This is a genomic window from Streptomyces sp. NPDC001732 (assembly GCF_053596315.1).
Genome location: NZ_JBSFFY010000015.1, coordinates 41,679 through 57,718, shown reverse-complemented (window position 1 = coordinate 57,718; position 16,040 = coordinate 41,679). Strand labels below are relative to the sequence as shown.

Genomic DNA, 16,040 nt, shown 5'->3' with positions numbered 1-16,040 from the left:
CACCGGATCACCGCGGGCTGGGACCGGTCCACGGACGGTCAGCCTACGGCAGCCACCGGGCCGGGTCCCGGGCCGCACCTCTGGACCGGGGCCGGTCGGTGGGGCCGGTCGGCCGCCCGGGGCAGCGGCGAGTGGGGCCGGTCGTCCCGGCGAACGGTGCCCGTCGGTCCCTGGAGGGCCCCGAAGGGCACGGCCAGCATGGTGCGGCCGGAAAGGTCCGGCCCGTCCCCCCTGATCCACCGGACCTTTCCGGCCGCTCCCCTCCGCCCCCCGCGCGGCCGGGGAACGCTCGTGGAACCGCAAGAGCTGGAGGACACGGTCCGGTGGACGCAATGGAAAAGCAGGGCAACAGAGCCGCCCCCGCACAGGGGCCCCTGCCCCCCGGTCCCGGCCGGCCGGGACGCTCCTCCCGCGGGCGGATCGTCGTCTCGTGGCTCACCACGACCGACCACAAGCAGATCGGCACGCTGTACCTCGTCACCGCCTTCGTGTTCTTCCTCGTCGGCGGCGCGATGGCACTCGTGATGCGCGCCGAGCTCGCCCGGCCCGGCACGCAGATCATGTCCAACGAGCAGTTCAACCAGGCGTTCACCATGCACGGCTCGGTGATGCTGCTGCTGTTCGCGATGCCGCTGTTCACCGGATTCGCCAACTGGCTCATGCCGCTCCAGATAGGCGCACCCGATGTGGCGTTCCCGCGGCTGAACATGCTGGCGTACTGGCTGTTCCTCTTCGGCTCGCTGATCGCCGCCGGAGGATTCCTCACCCCGCAGGGCGCCGCCGACTTCGGCTGGTTCGCCTACGCCCCGCTGTCCGACGCCACCCACTCACCGGGAATCGGCGCCGACATGTGGATCATGGGCGTGGCGCTCTCCGGGTTCGGGTCCATTCTCGGGGCGGTCAACTTCATCACCACCATCATCTGCATGCGAGCCCCGGGAATGACCATGTTCCGGATGTCGATCTTCACCTGGAACGTGCTGCTGACCGCCGTGCTCATCCTCCTGGTCTTCCCGGTCCTGGCCGCGGCGCTCTTCGCACTGGAAATGGACCGGAAATTCGGCTCGCACATCTTCGACCCCGCCAACGGCGGCGCGCTGCTGTGGCAGCACCTCTTCTGGTTCTTCGGCCACCCCGAGGTCTACGTGCTGGCCCTGCCGTTCTTCGGAATCGTCTCCGAAATCGTCCCGGTATTCTCCCGGAAACCGATGTTCGGCTATATCGGTCTGATCTCCGCGACGATCGCGATCGCCGGCCTCTCCGTCACCGTCTGGGCCCACCACATGTATGTGACCGGCGGGGTGTTGCTGCCCTTCTTCTCCTTCATGACCTTCCTGATCGCCGTACCGACCGGAGTGAAGTTCTTCAACTGGATCGGCACGATGTGGAAGGGATCGCTGTCCTTCGAGACGCCGATGCTGTGGACCACCGGATTCCTGATCACCTTCGTCTTCGGCGGACTGACCGGAGTCATCCTGGCATCGCCGCCGCTCGACTTCCACGTCTCGGACTCGTACTTCGTCGTCGCGCACTTCCACTACACGCTCTTCGGCACGGTCGTGTACGCGATGTTCGCCGGATTCCATTTCTGGTGGCCGAAATTCACTGGGAAAATGCTCGACGAGCGACTGGGCAAGATCACGTTCTGGGTGCTGACGGTCGGATTCCACCTCACGTTCCTCGTCCAGCACTGGCTCGGGGCCGAGGGAATGCCGCGCCGGTACGCGGATTATCTCGCCGCCGACGGTTTCACCACTCTCAACACCCTCTCCAGCATCGGATCGTTCCTGCTCGGACTGTCGTTCCTGCCCTTCTTCTACAACGTCTGGAAGACCAGCCAGTACGGCAGGAAGGTCACCGTCGACGACCCCTGGGGCTACGGCCGCTCCCTGGAATGGGCCACCCCCTGCCCGCCGCCCCGGCACAACTTCACCGCCCTGCCCCGCATCCGCAGCGAGTCCCCGGCCTTCGATCTGCACCATCCAAAGATCGCCGCACTCGAACTCGACCCCGCCGTGTCCCGCTGACCCATCCGGACCTGCCCCGCAAGCCCCGCCCTCAGGAGAGTGTGCTGCCGATGTCCCACGGTGTTCTGGCGGTCGGGGTCGTCGTGCTCCTCGCGTCCGGCAACGTCTGGTACCTGCCCGCCTATGTCGACCTGCGGGCGGGCCAGGACCGGCCGCGCTCCCGGCGGCCGGCCGCGGCCGCCGTGCTGACCGGGTGGGGGTCGGCGGCCCTCACGCTGTTGCTGCTGCTCATGCCGGTCGCTCCGGTCCTGGCCGCGCTCGCGGCGGTGGCGGGCACCACCGCCGTGGTGTCCCTGGCCGTCCAGGCGCGGTTGCGGCGGGGTCAGGAGCAGCGTGAGGAGGAAGCACGCTGGTCCACGCTCCTTGCGGTACGGACCGCCGGCCGGGCCGGGACCGCCGAGGACGAGTAACGGGTCGCTCCCGCAGGCTCGCGTCGAAGTGCGCACACATGGGCGCCGAGTGGCGGCGGGTGCAAGGCGGAGGGATCCTGTTCCAACAGCGTTTGACAGGCACTGCGCAGCGGCGCGTACTGGAAGAGGGCCTGGGCTACGAGCGCACCGGGCCTCCTGCCCCGAGGCCCGCCGACGGAGCGGACCGCCGACAGGGCGTGCCAGCGGAGTGAGGGACGGTCATGACGCCCCGGGCCGCAATCAGGCCGAAGCCTCCGGCGACCATCCCGGCCCCTGAATCGCCCCACCCGCGTGGCCGAGAGCGGTACAACTCGAACCGGCGGGGAGCATCCAGGGCCCCGACGGCCGGAGGCACGGTCCGATGGAGTCACCATGAAATTGCAGACCAAATTGGCCAATGTCCAAACGTGGCAGGATGATCCCGGCGAGCCGCCGGTCGAGCGCACCCCGATCCAGCGGCAGACGCCGGAGATGGGCAGGCCACCACTGCCTGTAGCCGTCGCAGGAGAAGTGCCCGCAGAGAGCGGGGACTACCCTGGCAGCACCGAGTTCCGCTACTGGGTGGCCGCGGACGCCATGAGCAGAGCCTCCGAATTCTGGGGTCCGCTGATGCCGGTCGGCACCACCTGGAACCGCAACATCGAAAGGGTTCTGACAGCACAGCTGGACAGTGGTGACGATCTCAACGCCTACTATGACGGGCAAGGCGTCCGCTTCTTCAAGCAAAGCGTCGCGGGCGTGACCGTGTACTCCGGCGAGAGCCCCGACGTGGTCTGCCACGAGGTGGGCCACGCCGTCCTCGACGCGCTCCGACCGCAGTTCTGGGGCGTGCTGAGCGCGGAAGTCGGCGCGCTCCATGAGTCGTTCGGAGACATGAGCGCCATCCTGGCCTCGCTCGACGTGGGGGCCGTGGCGGACGAGGTGCTCATCGAGACCCAGGGCAACCCGGCACGCTCCTCGCGACTGTCCCGGCTGGCTGAGCAGTTGGGATGGGCGATCCGCCAGATCGCTCCGTCCGCCGTCGATCCGGACTGCCTGCGCAACGCGGCGAACAACTACTTCTACCGCGATCCGGTCACCCTGCGGCCCAACGAACCCGCGAGCCTGCTGTCGAGCGAAGTGCACTCCTTCTCACGGGTGTTCACCGGAGCATTCCTCGAAGCGCTGGCAGGAATCTACTTCCAGCAGCCGGGCCGCGACGGCAAAGCACTGGTGGAGGCCGGCCGCATCATGGGCAGGCTCCTCGTGGACGCCCTGCTCGCCACCCCGGTGGTACCCGCCATGTACGCGCAAGTAGCCGCTCATGCACTCGCCGCCGACAAGGCCGACTACGACGGAGCGTTCGGCATGGCACTGCGCTCGGCGTTCATCCGCCATGGGATCCTCTCGCCCTCGGACGCGGTGGCTGCCACCGAGGCGGCGCCGCAGCACATGGCGGCAATCACCGGCGCGGCCCCCGGGCACGGTACACAACTCGCCACCATCACGGTGCCCGCAGAACGCTACGGACTCACCGAGTCCTTCGCGGTGACCACACCGGCGGAGCAACCGCGGTTCGCCGTGGCCGGCGCCGATCCGGCCATCGGCTCACTGACCCCGGTGGATCCCGAGCGGTCCGCGGAGACCTTCGTCGAGGACCTTTTCCGGCAGGGCCGTGTGGCCGTGGCCGAAGAATTGCTCACCCCGAGCGCCGCCGTGGTCGACACCACCAGGACCCGGACCCACGCGATCACCCGCGAATCCTCCGGCGCACTGTTCCTCGACCGACTGCTCTTCATCTGACCGAAGCGGACAGGCTCCTGCGATGGCCACGGAAGAGCACGACGAGAAACCCACAGCCTCCGGCGCCGACGAGGGCACCCGCCAAAAGTTCCCCGGCACCGACGAGGCGGAGTACGCAAAGCAGGCCGAAGAGCAGTTCATCGATGACCTCATCGCGTCCGGAGCGGCTGTTCCCGAGGGCGAGGAGCTCCCACCCCGCGCTACGCACGTCATCAGCTACGACGAGAATGGCCGGCGCACCGTGCGCCGTGTGCGCTTCGCCGGGCACCACCCGCCGAGCAAGGAGTGAGACGCACTCGGCTGTGGCGAACCCGTCGGCGTCCCTGGCAGAGGGACACGGTGACGGCGTGACGGACAAGGCAGTCCGACGGACCGCTGGTGCTTGGAGGCGCGGGCCTTGACAGTCCGGTTGCGGGGCATTAGGGGCGGAGTAGCCTGAAATTGACCGACGCTACCTGATCCTGGAGGTAGGCAATGTTTCTCCGACTGCTGCGGCACCGTATGCCGCATGGGCTTGTCCTTCTCGGCAACGGCCGCCTGATCGGGGGCTTCAGCGGCGGCCACTACGACGGTCACGGATACATGGCCTGACACCGTCCACAAGTCGAACCGGGCCTGCCGCAGAGTCACTGCGGCAGGCCGACCTCGGAGGATGCGCCGTGGCAGAGGACACCGATGACCTGGTAGCCGTAACACGGATCCTGTCACCGCACTGCCGTGTCATCAGGATGTCCGGCGGAGCGCTGATTGCGGACTGGAGGCGGACGCGTTTTCTTGGAATGGCGACGGCAGACATCCAGAAGTTCGCTGACGGAAGCCCCGAGGAACGCGCCGAACTCGTCACCGGACTCATTCGTGCCGGCTGCGCGACTGGCCGCCGTAAGGAGTATGCGAACGTCGAGGTCGGGCTCTGGCTGCGCGCAGTGCACCTGCTCATCCGGACCATGGGATTCGGGCGTGTCCTGCGGCTCCTGTCCTTGGCGGCCCCGGATTACACCCGTGCAGACCCGCCTTCCGCGCAGGAGGTCGCACGAGTCAAACGAGCGGTGCAATCACACAGCCGCAGAAGCTGGTTCGTCAACGACGACTGCAAGGCCGAGGCCGTGACGGCTTTCGTGCTGCTGCGGCGGTGTGGCCTGGAGGCTGTGCTGCACGTCGGTGCGCGCGAGCACCCGTTCGCCCTGCACGCCTGGACGTCTTCCGCCGGCGTGTGCATCCCTGACGCCGATCCGCGCGGGCATGCGTTCGCGCCGGTTCTCTCGATCGTCGGGGGAGGGCGGTGACGTGGAAGCACTCCGCCTCGAATGGGCCGGGGGCGTACCGAAGCTATCGGCGGCCGGGGCCATGGCGCAGCAAGGACTGGTGACGACGGTGTCCTCACGAGCCGGCACCGCGGCGGTGGTCGGCTGGGTCGGCTCGGTCCGCGACCGCGCGACGGGCGCGCGCAGCCTCCTCGACGATTTCAGCCGACCGGGAGCCACACCGCGCCTGCCGACCGGCGACTATGCCGCTGTCCTGGTGTGCCGCGATCGCATCCTGCTGATGCGGGACGAGCATGCACGCATCCCCCTGTTCTTCAGGGAGTCCGGTGGCCGGGTGAGCGCGGTGAGTACCTCGGCGCGCCGCCTGGGCGGTGCAGCAGAGCTGGAACGTCGCTACTTCTGCCGGTACCTGACCGGGAACATGGCACAACAGCACTGGGAACTCACCCCCTTCGCCGGGGTGCACCGGATCCTTGGCGGCGAGGTGGTGGAACTTTCGATCACTGGGCAGATTCGCGGTCGGGTATTGCGACACGTCCGTCAGGCCCACGACCCGTCGGTACCGGCGGCAGACGGCCGCCGCCTCAGCGGCGCGGCGAAGGACCTGCGCCTCGCACTGGAGAACGCTGTCGGCCGTCGTATGGGCAGGATGACGGCATGCCATGTCTCGGGTGGTACCGACTCCACCAGTGTCGCGTTGCTCGCGGCACGTCTGCCGGACGCAGGACAGGGCCACCCGGGGGACCTTGTTCTCCTCGCGGGGCGCTTCAGCACAGGAGAACTGGCTGGAGAACAGCCGTATCTCGACGAGGCGATGGAGGAGATCCGCCGTCATGCACCCGCAGCCCGCCCGGTGATGGTGGATGTCGACGACGTGGCGGACTTCGACGACTTCCAGAACCATGCGGGAGACGCGGACGAGCCTCATGCGCATGCCTTCCGCGCGCCGTTCTGGAGCAGGCTCCATGCCGCTGCGGCGGAACTGGGCTGTGACACCCTCATGACCGGTTGCGGGGCGGATCCGATCGTGGACGCCAACCCGTTTCACCTGCACAGGCTGGCGCGCACAGGACAGCTCCGGCAGATGACGAAGCAGGCGCGTGCCTGGGCCGCGGGCAGCGAGCGTGGCTTGTGGGACGTCATCTCCGCCTGCGTGGTGCGGCCGACTCTTCCGCTGACAGCCGAACGGATCACAGCGCTCCGCCGCCGAGGAACGGTGCTCGGCGGCCTCGGAAACTTCGCCCGCCCCCGATGGCTGCGATCCGGATTCGCGCAGGCTCACGGCTATCGTGAGGCCGGCATCGAGGAGAGCCGCTTCATGTTCGGGCGGAGACCGGAACAGTCCCTCTACGACGCGGCCAATTACATCGCCGCTCCCGACCCGCTGTCCTGGCGCCGCGCACGGCAGGACGGTTTCTTCCTCTCGCACCCCTTCCTCGACCCGGAGGTCATCGCCACGATGCGCCGCCTCCCCGCCGGAACCACGTTCCATCCGGGGCGTCCGAAGACCGTTCTGCGCGAGGCGATGGCAGATCTGCTCCCGTCCACGATCCGCAACCGAGCGGTCAAGATCCCCTTCAATCAGCTCTACGCCCGCGGTCTGCGGACACACGGCGACGAGCTCATCGACCTCTGCCGCTCCGCGAGGCATCCGCTGATTGCGGAGATGTTCGGCGTCGAGACGCTGTGCCGGGCGGTGCGGGAGGCGCAGCTCGGCATCGGGGACCCCTACTCCTGGGATCGTTTGAACAGCTCTCTGGCCCTTGTGGTGTGGCTGGAGCAATTGGACCAGCGCTTCCGCCCGCTCGGTGCGGCCATGCCGGTCATCGCCGACTCTTGACGTCCCACAGCGTCCGTTCGATCGGGCCCGTCATGGCGTCGACAAGGCCGTACCGGCTCAGCGAGTCCGACGGGGTGTCTTCCTCGCCCTTTCGCGCAATGACTGACGCCATGTATGCGCCATGCGTGCCGAAATTCCAATAGACAGTCACGTAGCGGGGGGCCCTCGTACGATCGTCGATCGCATTGTTCTCGTGCACCCTGGCACGGTAGACGAGGAAGTCGACGTCTTTCTCCTTCCAGGAGGGCACCTTGCCGCCGTCCCAGGAGTACCCATCAAATCTCAGCGACTCCAGGCCGAGCCGGTCCTTGCGCGCGAAGCTGGCCGTGGCGTAAAAGGCAACCTGGTCGTACGGCGTGTCGATGGGCATTTGCACAACCACTCGGGTGGCGAAGGTGTCGTTGGCCTCGATCCACCCTCCGTACGGCATCCATGGTTGCGCCTCCACCAACTCGCCGGGCTGGTGGATCTCCCTGCGGGAGAGCGGGTTCAGCTCCCCGAACTTCGTCCACTGCTCGGCATCGGCACGCCACTGCTGGCGGAGCCGGTCCTTCGGGCTCAGCAATACCTGTTCCCCCATGGCGTGGATTTCGGTGCCGAGGACATAGAAACCCACATCGTTGTGGTTCTCGAGCGTGATGTCGACCGGAAGGGAGAACGCCTTACGGTCCTTGCTCAGAACAGGTGTTCCCACGTCCAATCTGATGAGAGGCCTGGCCCCGCGATGGGACGGCTGATAGAGGTTCTGGTAGCCGAAATTGGCTACCGCGATGACCGAGGAGACGATCAGTGCCGCGGCCACCCGCTTCGGAGCGGGGATCACGACCGATGTCCGCCACACCGCGAAGACAGCCCATGCCGAACCCGCCGTGAGTATGCCCAGCACCGTCGAGTAGAAAGCGGAATCTCCGTTCTTCCACGTCTCGACCATGAGCATGGCGTTGGTCAGCAATGCCGCGAGCGCGCCGATCAGCGCGACCACCCCTGAGTAGGCGAAGCTTTTCCAGAACCAGTGGTCCAGGGCCGCGGCAGCACCCAGCAACGTGCTGAGCGAGACCACGAGGAGCACGGCACCGGTGATACGGCCGGGGAAGGTCAGGGCCTTCCCCAAGTCATCGATGCCGAACGAACCCAGCACCAGCGTCGTCAGGAGAAGGACCAGCAGGACCGATACCACGGTCACCGGGGATCGTCTGGTTCTCGTCGGCACACGTCGCGCCCGCGGGTGCGAGGCGGCGCCCGACCCGGGCGGAGTCTTCACGCGATCACCTCTCGACGTCGTGGACCGTGCGCGATGTGTCGACGGTGACGGCGACCGGACACACCCGATGCCGACCGGAAGGAGTCCCGCCGGTCGGCACTCGTATCCCGCAACAGGACCTGAGCCACGAGGTGTCTCCTTCGGCCGTCACCAGGGCATGCACGGGTGAGGCGCCGCCTGACGAGCCTCCGTCGACCTCCTGCGGCATACCTCGTGCCGGCGTCGCGGATCATCCGAACCCTGCAGCGGACCCAGGAGACCTGGCGCTGCGCCGGGGGCTCGAGCACCATCGTGCGCAGGGATCCGCCGGATCACCATCCGGGTGCCTCCGGACGGCCCAGCCCCGCCGTTCCGGCTTCCGTGACGGGACGCCGGCCGTCGTCAACCGGACGGCGGTTGCCTCGGCCCGCCCGGCGTCTGCGGGGCCTGTCGCCGGGAGAGGGGCGGAGACCGCTCGGTTCCCCCGACGGTGTGAGCTCTCGTGACATATGGGAGCGTGGGCGGGTGAGTGAGACGACGACTGAAACCCTGCAGTACCGCTTCGACGGGCCCGAGGACGCACCGATCCTGGTCCTCGGGCCCTCCCTCGGCACCTCGTGGCACATGTGGGACCGCCAGGTACCGGAGCTCACCCAGCACTGGAGGGTCTTCCGCTACGACCTCCCGGGCCACGGCGGCGCCCCCGCGCACCCCGCCACCGCCATCGGCGAACTCTCCGACCGGCTGATCGCCACCCTCGACGGCCTCGGCGTCCGGCGCTTCGGGTACGCGGGCTGTTCCATCGGCGGCGCGATCGGCGCCGACCTCGCGCTGCGCCACCCGCACCGGATCGCCTCACTGGCCCTGGTCGCCGCCTCGGCCCGGTTCGGCAGCGCCGACGAATTCCGCCAGCGCGGAGTGGTCGTCCGCACCAACGGCCTGGAGCCGATGGCGCGCAGCGCGCCGGAGCGCTGGTTCACCCCCGGGTTCGCCGCCGCGCAGTCGGCCATCGTCGAATGGGCCGTCCAGATGGTCCGCACCACCGACCCCGGCTGCTACATCGCCGCCTGCGAGGCCCTCGCCGCCTTCGACATCCGCGGCGAACTCGGCCGCATCACCGTCCCGACCCTCGCCCTGGTCGGCTCCGAGGACCGGGTCACCGGACCGGGCGACGCCCGCACCCTGGTCGCGGGCATACCGGACGCCCGGCTCGCCCTCGTCCCCGGCGCCTCCCACCTCGCGCCGGTCGAGCAGCCCGCGGCCGTCACCGACCTGCTCCTCACCCACTTCTCCGCGGCCTGGCAGGACACCCTCGCCGCCATCCCCGTCCCGCCGGACGTCCCGCAGCTCTCCGCCCCCGTGCTGCCCGTCGCGGAGATCACCGCCGCCGCCCCGCAGCCGCAGCCCGACCCGGCCGGACGCGCCGACCCGTACGACGCCGGGATGAAGGCGCGCCGCGAGGTGCTGGGCGACGCCCATGTGGACGGGGCCATGGCCGCCGCCGACGACTTCACCGGCGACTTCCAGGAACTGGTCACGCGTTATGCCTGGGGAGAGGTGTGGACCCGGGACGGGCTGGACCGCCGCACCCGCAGCTGTGTCACCCTCACCGCGCTGATCGCCTCCGGCCGCCTGGAGAGCCTGGCCGCGCACGTCCGGGCCGCCCTGCGCAACGGCCTCACCCCGCCGGAGATCAAGGAGGTGCTGATGCAGACCGCCGTCTACTGCGGCGTGCCCGCCGCGAACGCCGCCTTCACCATCGCCCAGGGCGTCATCCGGGAAGAAACGACGCCCCGCCCGTAGCAGGATGGGCTCATGAACGCGGAGAACCCCACACACCTGACCCTGACCAAGAAGACGCACTCCTGCATCCGCCTGGAGAAGGACGGGCGGACGCTCGTCATCGACCCGGGCGGCTTCTCGGAGCAGGACGCAGCCGTCGGCGCCGAGGCGGTCCTGGTGACGCACGAGCACCCCGACCACTTCGACGAGGGGCGGCTGCGCGCCGGCCTGGAGGCCGATCCGGCGGTCGAGGTCTGGACCCTGCGCAGCGTCGCGGAGCGGCTCTCCGCCGCCTTCCCCGGCCGCGTCCACACCGTCGGCAACGGCGACACCTTCACCGCGGCGGGCTTCGACGTCCAGGTGCACGGCGAACTGCACGCGGTGATCCACCCGGACATCCCGAGGATCACCAACATCGGCTTCCTGGTGGACGGTTCGCTGTTCCACCCGGGCGACGCGCTCACCGTCCCCGACCGGCCGGTCGACACCCTGATGCTCCCGGTGATGGCCCCCTGGAACAAGATCTCCGAGGTCATCGACTACGTGCGCGAGGTCGGGCCGCGGCGCGCCATCGACATCCACGACGCGCTGCTCACCGACCTCGCCCGCCCGATCTACGACAACCAGATCGGCGGCCTCGGCGGCGCCGACCACGGCCGGCTGGCTCCGGGGGAATCGACCGGCCTGTGACCGTCGCCGGTCCGGCGACTGTCGGTGGCAGCCGCTAGGTTTACCCCATGCGCATCGCCACCTGGAACGTCAATTCGATCACCGCCCGGCTCCCGAGGCTGCTGGCCTGGCTGGAGAGCACCGGCACGGACGTGCTGTGCATCCAGGAGACCAAGTGCGCCGCCGAACAGTTCCCGGCGGACGAGCTCCGCGAACTCGGCTACGAGTCCGCGGTCAACGCCACCGGGCGGTGGAACGGCGTGGCGCTGGTCTCCCGCGTCGGCCTGTCCGACGTCGTCACAGGACTGCCGGGCGGCCCCGACTACGAGGGCGTGCAGGAGCCGCGGGCCGTCTCGGCCACCTGCGGCCCGGTCCGCCTCTGGTCGGTGTACGTGCCCAACGGCCGCGAGGTCGAGCACGCGCACTACGCGTACAAGCTGCGCTGGTTCGAGGCGCTGCAGAAGGCCGTCGCCGCGGACGCCGCGGGCGCGCAGCCGTTCGCCGTCCTGGGCGACTTCAACGTGGCCCCGGCCGACGAGGACGTCTGGGACCCGGCGCTGTTCGAGGGCGCCACCCACGTCACCCCGGCCGAGCGCGCCGCCCTCGCGGCACTGCGCGAGGAGGGGCTGTCGGACGTCGTGCCGCGCCCCCTCAAGTACGACCGTCCGTACACCTTCTGGGACTACCGCGAGCTGCGCTTCCCGAAGAACAAGGGCATGCGGATCGACCTGGTCTACGGCAACGCGCCCTTCGTCGCGGCGGTCGAGGACAGCTACGTGGACCGCGAGGAGCGCAAGGGCAAGGGCGCGTCCGACCACGCCCCGGTGGTCGTGGACCTCGGCCTCTGACGGCCCCCGCCCCGGTGGCCGCGGGGCGCGGTTCCCGACGGCCCCGGGGCCGGGGCGACCGGTCGCCCCGGCCGGCGTTGTCAGTGGTCGCCGTTAGCGTGGTTCCCGTCCTTATCCCGCTTGCTGGCTGCTTGCAGAGAACAGGACGGCCCCGCCCGTTCAGCGCCGGGCGGGGCCTTTGGACCACCCCGGCTCGTCAGAGCGCGGCGACACCGTCCCGGCCGCGTTCGGCGACCCGTCGGATGCCCGGCGCCGCGGCGGTGCCCAGCGCCAGGACCATCAGCAGCGCGCTGACCCACAGCGGGGACCTGAAGCCGAGCCCCGCGTCGATCGCCAGCCCGCCGAGCCACGGCCCGAGCGCACCGCCCACGTTGAACGCGGCCGTGGCGAACGAACCGGACAGGGTCGGCGCGTCGGCCGCCAGCCGGAACACCCACGAGATCAGCGCCGTCCCGGTGCCGAACGCGAGCGTCCCCTGGACGAGGACGAGCACGACCGTGCCGAGCGGGCTGCCCGCGGTCAGCGCGAACCCGGCCCAGCCGACGGTCAGCGCCACCAGCCCGGCGGCGGTGAAGGCGACCGGCCGCGCGTCCACGTACCGGCCGGTGGCGGTGACGCCGAGGAACGACCCCAGCCCGAACAGCGCCAGCAGTCCCGGCACCCAGGCGTCCCCGAGCCCGGTGACCCGGGTGGCGAGCGGTTCGAGGTAGGAGAACGCGCAGAACGTCGCCCCCTGCACCAGGGCGCTCGTCAGCAGGGTCAGCAGCAGGGGCCGCCCGGTCAGGACCCGCAGCTCGGCACCGGCGCGGACGGGAGCCGGCTTCGGCCGCGCCGCCGGGATCGCCGCGGCGATCACGACGACGGCCGGTACGCAGACCAGGGCCACGGCCCAGAAGGCGGCCCGCCACCCCCAGTGCCCGCCCAGCGCCGCACCGGCGGGTACCCCGGCCACACAGGCGAGGGTGACGCCCCCGACCACCACCGAAGTGGCGCGGGCACGGGCCTCGGGCCCGACCATGGAGACCGCGGTCACCAGGGCCACGGCCCAGAAGCCCGCGTTGGCCAGCGCCCCGACGACCCGGGTCGCCAGGAGCACCCCGTAGCCGGGGGTGAGTGCGCCGACCACATGGGCGGCGCCGAAGACGCAGAGGAAGAACAACAGCGCCCGACGGCGCGGCCAGCCACGGCTGAAGAGCGCCGTCAACGGCGCCCCGACGATCATCCCGATCGCGAAGGCCGAGGTCAGCAGGCCCGCGGCCGGGATGGAAACGTGCAGGTCGGCGGCGATGTCCGAGACCAGACCGGACAACATGAACTCGGATGTGCCCTGGGCGAAGACGGCGAGCCCGAGCGCGTATACGGCAAATGGCATGAAGGAACCCCATGGACGGCTGACGGATGGACCGGGCAGGGGGTGCGGGCCCGCGCCCGCCCGTCATGACGGGCGGCGACGCGGAAGAACGCCGGGGAATCCCCGGACGTGATCCGGCGGGACGGCACGACGGCAGACGCCGGAGCCGGAGCCGGGGAACGCGCGCCTCGTCGTGTCGCGTACGGATGCGTCACGTACATACGTGTCGTGTACGGACGCACCCGCGCACGGAAGCGGTCACGAGCGCGTCGGGAAAGCGCGGCCCACACCGTGGTGGTCCTGCGGCGGCAGCCGGACGGAGACGGTCCGGGGCCGGTGTCCGGCCCCACGGGATCGATTCGACGACGGATCGGCCACCGGCGGACCGGTGGCTAGCCTCTGTCGGACTCGGGGCTGGACATGATCGCGAAACTATCAGCCCGGACCACCCGGCCTCCACCCCTTTTCGGCCGGGACCCGGAACGGGCACCGGGGCGGCGGCACGCGGGCGGGGCCGGGACCGGCCGGGTACTCGGGCGACGGGCCGCGCGCCCTGTGGTGCGCGACACGGGAGGGATGCGACCCTGAGTGGTATGAACATCCCTTTCCTGGACAACTGGCGTAAGCGTCACGACGGCACGCGGGGGGCGGGGCTCGCCTCCGCGGTCGCCGCCGATCCCGAGGGCGCGGCCGAGCTCCTCGCCGAGTGTGAGCTGCTGCGTGTCCGGGCGGGGCAGCGCGGCCTCCAACTCGACGACACCCCTGCCTCGTTGGCGGCCCTCGACCAGTTGCCGCCGCGCTGGCGCGACGATCCGGAGGAGCTGCCCTGGCTGGGCAATGACGCGGGTCTGTACCTCGGGACGGTGCTGGTGCGGAATGTCTCCGGCGCGGCCTGGAGCATCAGGCCCAGCGGGCAGCCCGTCGTGCGGCTCGCCTCGGGGCGGGAGATCGACGTGGTCGAGGCGGGGCTGGACTGGGCGATCTCCGGCAGCCCCGAGCTCTCGCAGGTGTACTCGGAGTCGGCCGAGGGCTGAGGATCTCCCTACAACCGAACAAAAAGCCTTATGTACCATTTGTGCGTGTCGATGTCGAAGTCCCTTTTCGGGCTGGTTAGTTTGCGCTGACTTCGACACAGCGAAAAGTGGGTAGGGCAGCGTATGGCCGTCGATCCGTTGATCGAACTGCGGGACGTCAACAAGTTCTATGGGCAGTTGCACGTACTGCAGGACATCAATCTCACCGTCGGCCGCGGGGAGGTGGTGGTGGTCATCGGCCCCTCCGGCTCCGGCAAGTCGACGCTCTGCAGGACCGTCAACCGCCTGGAGACGATCGAGTCGGGGAGCATCACGATCGACGGCAGGCCCCTCCCCGAGGAGGGGAAGGGGCTGGCCGAGCTCCGGGCCGAAGTGGGCATGGTCTTCCAGTCGTTCAACCTCTTCGCGCACAAGACCGTGCTGGCCAACGTCTCGCTCGCCCAACTCAAGGTCCGCAAGCGGAAGAAGGACGAGGCGGACCGGCGCTCCCGCGAACTGCTGGAGCGGGTCGGGCTGGCCACGCACGCCGACAAGTACCCCGCCCAGCTCTCCGGCGGCCAGCAGCAACGGGTGGCCATCGCCCGCGCCCTCGCCATGAACCCCAAGGCGCTGCTCTTCGACGAGCCCACCTCGGCGCTCGACCCGGAGATGATCAACGAGGTGCTGGAGGTCATGCAGCAGCTCGCCCGGGACGGCATGACGATGGTCGTCGTCACGCACGAGATGGGCTTCGCCCGCTCCGCGGCCAACCGCGTGGTCTTCATGGCCGACGGGCGCATCGTCGAGGACCGCAGTCCCGAGGAGTTCTTCACCGCTCCGGAGAGCGACCGCGCCAAGGACTTCCTGTCCAAGATCCTCAAGCACTGACGGGGGCTCCGTGTTGCGTACGAGAAGAGTTCTGGGCGCCCTGGCCGGCCTCCTGCTGGCCGCCCTCGCCGCCGCCGGGTGCGGCCGGGAGGGCAGCCCGCCGGTGAAGGGCCCCAAGGCCGAACAACTGCCGGTGTACAAGGTCGAGACCGGCTTCCGACTGCCCGCCTCACCGACCTGGACGAAGGCGAAGAAGCGCGGATACCTCCGGGTCGGGGCCAAGGAGGACCAGCCCTACCTGGGCGAGAAGGACCCCGCCACCGGCATCTACTCGGGCTTCGACATCGAGATCGCCAAGATGATGTCGGCCTCGCTCGGCTTCGACCCGAAGACGATCCGCTTCCAGACCATCGCCTCCGCCAACCGCGAGACGGCGCTGCAGAACGGGCAGATCGACTACTACGTCGGCACCTACACCATCAACGCCATGCGCAAGAAGCTCGTCGGCTTCGCCGGGCCGTACTACATGGCCGGGCAGGGCCTCCTCGTCCGCACCGACGAGAACGACATCGACGGCCCGCAGGACCTGGCCGGCAAGACGGTCTGCTCGGCCGCGGGATCGACCCCGTACCAGCGCATCGCCGCCGACTACCCGAAGGCGATCCTGGTCTCCTACGACACCTACTCGATCTGCGTGGACAACCTGCTGACCTACCAGGTCGACGCCGTCACCACCGACGACGCCATCCTGCTGGGCTTCGCGGCCAAGGCGCCCGACGAGATGAAGGTGGTGGGCAAGCCGTTCTCCCAGGAGCCGTACGGCATCGGAGTCCCGCGCGGCGACAACGCGTTGCGGTTCGCGCTCAACGACGCCCTGGAGGCCAACGAGAAGAACGGCAACTGGAAGAAGGCGTTCGAAGCCACGCTCGGCCTGTCCGGGGTCCCCGCGCCGACACCGCCGCCCATCGACCGCTACCCGGCGACCTGA

Annotated in this window: 14 protein-coding genes; 12 read left to right on the top strand and 2 right to left on the bottom strand. The window is 69.6% G+C overall.

Features of this window, described 5'->3' with window-relative positions; all coding sequences use genetic code 11:
* Positions 1-332: 332 nt before the first annotated feature.
* The 6 genes from ctaD to ACWCXX_RS17345 all read left to right on the top strand — a co-directional run bounded on the left by ctaD (position 333) and on the right by ACWCXX_RS17345 (position 7,321).
* Positions 333-2,027, top strand: coding sequence for an aa3-type cytochrome oxidase subunit I (gene ctaD, locus ACWCXX_RS17370; protein ID WP_451128182.1), 1,695 nt, complete (start codon positions 333-335; stop codon positions 2,025-2,027).
* Between the two features lie 50 nt (positions 2,028-2,077).
* Positions 2,078-2,437 carry a hypothetical protein gene (locus tag ACWCXX_RS17365; protein ID WP_397797916.1) on the top strand — a complete coding sequence of 120 codons (360 nt, stop codon included), beginning with the start codon at positions 2,078-2,080 and terminating at the stop codon, positions 2,435-2,437.
* Between the two features lie 372 nt (positions 2,438-2,809).
* The gene (locus ACWCXX_RS17360) at positions 2,810-4,219 is read left to right on the top strand and encodes a hypothetical protein (protein WP_451127997.1); all 1,410 of its coding nucleotides are present in this window, start codon (positions 2,810-2,812) and stop codon (positions 4,217-4,219) included.
* A 22-nt stretch (positions 4,220-4,241) separates the two neighbouring features.
* Positions 4,242-4,508 carry a hypothetical protein gene (locus tag ACWCXX_RS17355; protein WP_450311397.1) on the top strand — a complete coding sequence of 89 codons (267 nt, stop codon included), beginning with the start codon at positions 4,242-4,244 and terminating at the stop codon, positions 4,506-4,508.
* A 370-nt stretch (positions 4,509-4,878) separates the two neighbouring features.
* Complete coding sequence (locus ACWCXX_RS17350; RefSeq protein WP_451127995.1) at positions 4,879-5,502, top strand: lasso peptide biosynthesis B2 protein; 624 nt, start codon at positions 4,879-4,881, stop codon at positions 5,500-5,502.
* A gap of 1 nt (position 5,503) precedes the next feature.
* Positions 5,504-7,321 carry an asparagine synthase-related protein gene (locus tag ACWCXX_RS17345; RefSeq protein ID WP_451127993.1) on the top strand — a complete coding sequence of 606 codons (1,818 nt, stop codon included), beginning with the start codon at positions 5,504-5,506 and terminating at the stop codon, positions 7,319-7,321.
* On the opposite strand, the gene ACWCXX_RS17340 is transcribed toward ACWCXX_RS17345, so the two are convergent.
* On the bottom strand, positions 7,305-8,504 hold the full coding sequence (locus tag ACWCXX_RS17340; protein WP_451127991.1) for a hypothetical protein: 1,200 nt from the start codon (positions 8,502-8,504) through the stop codon (positions 7,305-7,307). The two genes, ACWCXX_RS17345 and ACWCXX_RS17340, sit on opposite strands and share 17 nt — an antisense overlap.
* 582 nt (positions 8,505-9,086) lie before the next feature.
* Here ACWCXX_RS17340 and pcaDC point away from each other — a divergent pair.
* Genes pcaDC through ACWCXX_RS17325 form a run of 3 tightly spaced genes read left to right on the top strand, consistent with a single transcriptional unit; the run spans position 9,087 to position 11,860 of the window.
* Positions 9,087-10,364 carry a bifunctional 3-oxoadipate enol-lactonase/4-carboxymuconolactone decarboxylase PcaDC gene (pcaDC, locus tag ACWCXX_RS17335; protein ID WP_451127989.1) on the top strand — a complete coding sequence of 426 codons (1,278 nt, stop codon included), beginning with the start codon at positions 9,087-9,089 and terminating at the stop codon, positions 10,362-10,364.
* A 12-nt stretch (positions 10,365-10,376) separates the two neighbouring features.
* On the top strand, positions 10,377-11,033 hold the full coding sequence (locus ACWCXX_RS17330; protein WP_451127987.1) for an MBL fold metallo-hydrolase: 657 nt from the start codon (positions 10,377-10,379) through the stop codon (positions 11,031-11,033).
* A gap of 47 nt (positions 11,034-11,080) precedes the next feature.
* Positions 11,081-11,860 carry an exodeoxyribonuclease III gene (locus tag ACWCXX_RS17325; protein WP_451127985.1) on the top strand — a complete coding sequence of 260 codons (780 nt, stop codon included), beginning with the start codon at positions 11,081-11,083 and terminating at the stop codon, positions 11,858-11,860.
* 196 nt (positions 11,861-12,056) lie between these two features.
* Here the strand turns inward: ACWCXX_RS17325 and ACWCXX_RS17320 are convergent, their stop codons facing one another.
* Positions 12,057-13,232, bottom strand: coding sequence for a Cmx/CmrA family chloramphenicol efflux MFS transporter (locus tag ACWCXX_RS17320; protein ID WP_451127983.1), 1,176 nt, complete (start codon positions 13,230-13,232; stop codon positions 12,057-12,059).
* A 572-nt stretch (positions 13,233-13,804) separates the two neighbouring features.
* Here ACWCXX_RS17320 and ACWCXX_RS17315 point away from each other — a divergent pair.
* The 3 genes from ACWCXX_RS17315 to ACWCXX_RS17305 all read left to right on the top strand — a co-directional run bounded on the left by ACWCXX_RS17315 (position 13,805) and on the right by ACWCXX_RS17305 (position 16,040).
* Positions 13,805-14,245, top strand: coding sequence for a DUF6278 family protein (locus ACWCXX_RS17315; protein WP_451127981.1), 441 nt, complete (start codon positions 13,805-13,807; stop codon positions 14,243-14,245).
* Between the two features lie 123 nt (positions 14,246-14,368).
* Positions 14,369-15,112, top strand: a complete 744-nt coding sequence (locus tag ACWCXX_RS17310) for an amino acid ABC transporter ATP-binding protein (RefSeq protein WP_451127979.1) — start codon at positions 14,369-14,371, stop codon at positions 15,110-15,112.
* Positions 15,113-15,122: 10 nt separating this feature from the next.
* Positions 15,123-16,040, top strand: coding sequence for a glutamate ABC transporter substrate-binding protein (locus tag ACWCXX_RS17305; protein ID WP_451127977.1), 918 nt, complete (start codon positions 15,123-15,125; stop codon positions 16,038-16,040).

Excerpts from the sequence above, each read along its gene's own strand:
- ACWCXX_RS17365 (WP_397797916.1), top strand. The coding sequence starts at position 2,078 with ATGTCCCACGGTGTTCTGGCGGTCGGGGTCGTCGTGCTCCTCGCGTCC.
- ACWCXX_RS17330 (WP_451127987.1), top strand. The coding sequence starts at position 10,377 with ATGAACGCGGAGAACCCCACACACCTGACCCTGACCAAGAAGACGCAC.
- ACWCXX_RS17315 (WP_451127981.1), top strand. The coding sequence starts at position 13,805 with ATGAACATCCCTTTCCTGGACAACTGGCGTAAGCGTCACGACGGCACG.
- ACWCXX_RS17325 (WP_451127985.1), top strand. The coding sequence starts at position 11,081 with ATGCGCATCGCCACCTGGAACGTCAATTCGATCACCGCCCGGCTCCCG.
- ctaD (WP_451128182.1), top strand. The coding sequence starts at position 333 with ATGGAAAAGCAGGGCAACAGAGCCGCCCCCGCACAGGGGCCCCTGCCC.
- ACWCXX_RS17320 (WP_451127983.1), bottom strand. The coding sequence starts at position 13,232 with ATGCCATTTGCCGTATACGCGCTCGGGCTCGCCGTCTTCGCCCAGGGC.
- ACWCXX_RS17355 (WP_450311397.1), top strand. The coding sequence starts at position 4,242 with ATGGCCACGGAAGAGCACGACGAGAAACCCACAGCCTCCGGCGCCGAC.
- ACWCXX_RS17360 (WP_451127997.1), top strand. The coding sequence starts at position 2,810 with ATGAAATTGCAGACCAAATTGGCCAATGTCCAAACGTGGCAGGATGAT.
- ACWCXX_RS17310 (WP_451127979.1), top strand. The coding sequence starts at position 14,369 with ATGGCCGTCGATCCGTTGATCGAACTGCGGGACGTCAACAAGTTCTAT.